The following is a 2,360-nucleotide window of genomic DNA, read 5'->3' as shown; positions in this document are numbered from 1 at the left end:
CACGTAGTTGGGGGTGCCAGCGTTCCGTAGCTCTTGCCCATAGTGAAATTACAGGTGCACAACCAGCAATCACAACTGTATTATGAAGTGTGTCCAGATTATCGTCTAGGAGCTTGACTCGAACTCTATTTGTACTTACCTGTTTTTTCGTCTCACCGTCCGGATTTGGTGGGTTGCTTATGTAGCTGGACTGTTTTGGTAATTCTTCTTTTGGGAAATCATTAGGATCAGAGTGTCTTCCCACCCCAATTGCTTCACCATCAGCTGGAATCATGTCTTGGCGAAAAGCATCTTTACCAATTAAGGGATAAGCTATCCATTGTCCTCCTACACGAGCTACACTAACTCGCGATCGCTGACCATCAGTAAAAGGTTTGGCTGCAACTGCTTCGATTTCAGGTACATCTTGCTCTAAAGAGAATATATCTTCAACTTGACAGCCAAGCGCCTTTGCTAAGCGAAGTGTGATCACCACAGAGGGGGCGTATTGTCCTGCTTCTACACCACTAATAGTTTGACGAGTAACACCGGCTAGATCAGCCAAATCCTGCTGGCTCATCTTTAAACGAGTTCTGATTGACTTCAAGTTATTACGGAGCTTACTATCCTGCTTCATTCCCTTGATCTCTCCATTGTAAAAAGGCAGAGCGGATTTAGCTAAGTCTGCCAAGACAAAAGCACGGTCTTAGTTTATTAAACAGAATTCAGAAGTCAGGAGACAGGAATCAGAATAAATACTGGGTTAAAACCACGGATGGACTCTTTTTGGAGACACGAGTTGAAACTTTTCGTGAAACACCATCTTTTTATAGGCGGTGCATTCTGACTCCTGAATTCTGTCTTCTGACTCCTGTTTATATCATTTTTCTTCCAAGATATTTTGTACTTTGAGTGTCTTGATTTTTTCAAAAATTTTACGAGTATGCTATCATAACGGATCAGCAAGTTAGTTACGAAATGTTTTTTTGCTAGTCAGTCATTCACACTGGTTTTGGCAAAATCAAGTGTAAAAGTATCAGGTTTACGGAATCTCTAGTGAGTTGAAGCGGATTTACCAAAACAAAAAAAGCGTATCAAATCTATACTTTGATCTTGCGTCACTTTAGATAAACTGTGATTCATTTCCGATTCGGCGTTGTAGTGTCCTGATTAGCAGAGTTTATCCCCTTCTAAAGTACGACTCAATTTACTCCTCAAGTTTTTTCTGAGGAGCGCTTTTTTTGATTCCCAGTCTAACTATAGCATACAGATTGCCAGTTTATTTGCCAATAGCTAATTTATTTGCCCTCTGGGATCTACTGGAGTTGAGGGGGAGGTTGTACCAAAAATTAATTAAAAATTAATTTCTTGTTTGTTATTTTGAATTTTGAACTCAAAAGACAGTCACTTAGTCAACAGAAAGCATGACATCAGATGCTTTGATAACAGCATATGCTTTTTTACCAGGTTCAAGTCCAAGTTTCTCAGCAGATGTTTTTGTGATCACTGCAACCACTTCAACCCCTGGTGTGATTTCTAGTACAACTTCATCATTGACGGCTCCAGTGTGAACTGCTTTGACTGTTCCTGGAATGGCATTACGAGCACTAACTTTCATCGGTTTGGGCCCCCGATTTTATTCATTTATTATCCACTTATAATAGCATGTCATTAATTATGGTTTATCTCTGGTGGATTACATCTGAGGTGCTGCTACTACGCCCATTAAGCCGAATCAATGTATTGCGCTTCACACTTCCATATAAAGAATTTGCCTTTTTTGCCATTCTGGCAACTCTTGCAATTAAAGGATGAGTATTGTTTGTAGAGTCATGCTGACTGTGCATTATCTGAGAGACAGTTCCAACCATAGTACTAGTAGTCAGAAATCATCTTATTATCACGGAGCATCAAAATATGATAATTAGCGCCCGTAATTCGTTCAAAGGCACTGTAAAAAAAATCAGCCGAGGACCAGTTAATACAGAGGTCATTATAGAAATTAATCCAGGGGTAGAAGTGACAGCAGTTATCACAAAATCTTCTGCTGATAATCTTCGCCTTATTGAAGGTGGGGAAGCGATCGCGATCGTCAAAGCATCGGATGTACTAGTCGCTGTGTAACACAGGAGCTTACAAAGGACAGTGGCATCATAACACGAGTGCGCGCAAAAGTAGCGTTTCGATTTTTTACAAATGCGCGCATTTCGACATGTTTACTGTAGATTACGACTAACGCGTATGTATTGAGATGCTGGAGTTTGGACTAAAAGCTCAGACAGAAGCAAAGCACGGATAGAAGAAAAGATAAAAAATAGACATTAGTACTGAGGCGCGGATTGATTGTTAGAGAGGAAAGCAGTCAGAAGTTACACTGACTG

Annotated in this window: 3 protein-coding genes; 1 reads left to right on the top strand and 2 read right to left on the bottom strand. The window is 40.4% G+C overall.

Going from position 1 to position 2,360, the window contains the following annotated elements:
- Window positions 1–616 (bottom strand): helix-turn-helix transcriptional regulator (locus tag G4P69_RS39800; RefSeq protein WP_243903176.1); only part of this gene is annotated, 616 nt, incomplete at its 3' end.
- Between the two features lie 771 nt (window positions 617–1,387).
- Window positions 1,388–1,597, bottom strand: a complete 210-nt coding sequence (locus G4P69_RS37110; RefSeq protein WP_208343694.1) for a TOBE domain-containing protein — start codon at window positions 1,595–1,597, stop codon at window positions 1,388–1,390.
- A gap of 299 nt (window positions 1,598–1,896) precedes the next feature.
- Here G4P69_RS37110 and G4P69_RS37105 point away from each other — a divergent pair, with 299 nt between their 5' ends.
- Window positions 1,897–2,103, top strand: a complete 207-nt coding sequence (locus G4P69_RS37105; RefSeq protein ID WP_208343692.1) for a TOBE domain-containing protein — start codon at window positions 1,897–1,899, stop codon at window positions 2,101–2,103.
- Window positions 2,104–2,360 lie beyond the last annotated feature (257 nt).

Source organism: Aetokthonos hydrillicola CCALA 1050, from assembly GCF_017591665.1.
Taxonomy (GTDB): domain Bacteria; phylum Cyanobacteriota; class Cyanobacteriia; order Cyanobacteriales; family Nostocaceae; genus Aetokthonos; species Aetokthonos hydrillicola.
The sequence above is the reverse complement of the archived record's forward strand: the minus strand, read 5'-3'. Positions and strand labels throughout refer to the sequence as shown.

Bases quoted from the DNA above. Each gene is read 5' to 3' on its own strand.
- G4P69_RS37105 (WP_208343692.1), top strand. From the start codon at position 1,897: ATGATAATTAGCGCCCGTAATTCGTTCAAAGGCACTGTAAAAAAAATC.
- G4P69_RS37110 (WP_208343694.1), bottom strand. From the start codon at position 1,597: ATGAAAGTTAGTGCTCGTAATGCCATTCCAGGAACAGTCAAAGCAGTT.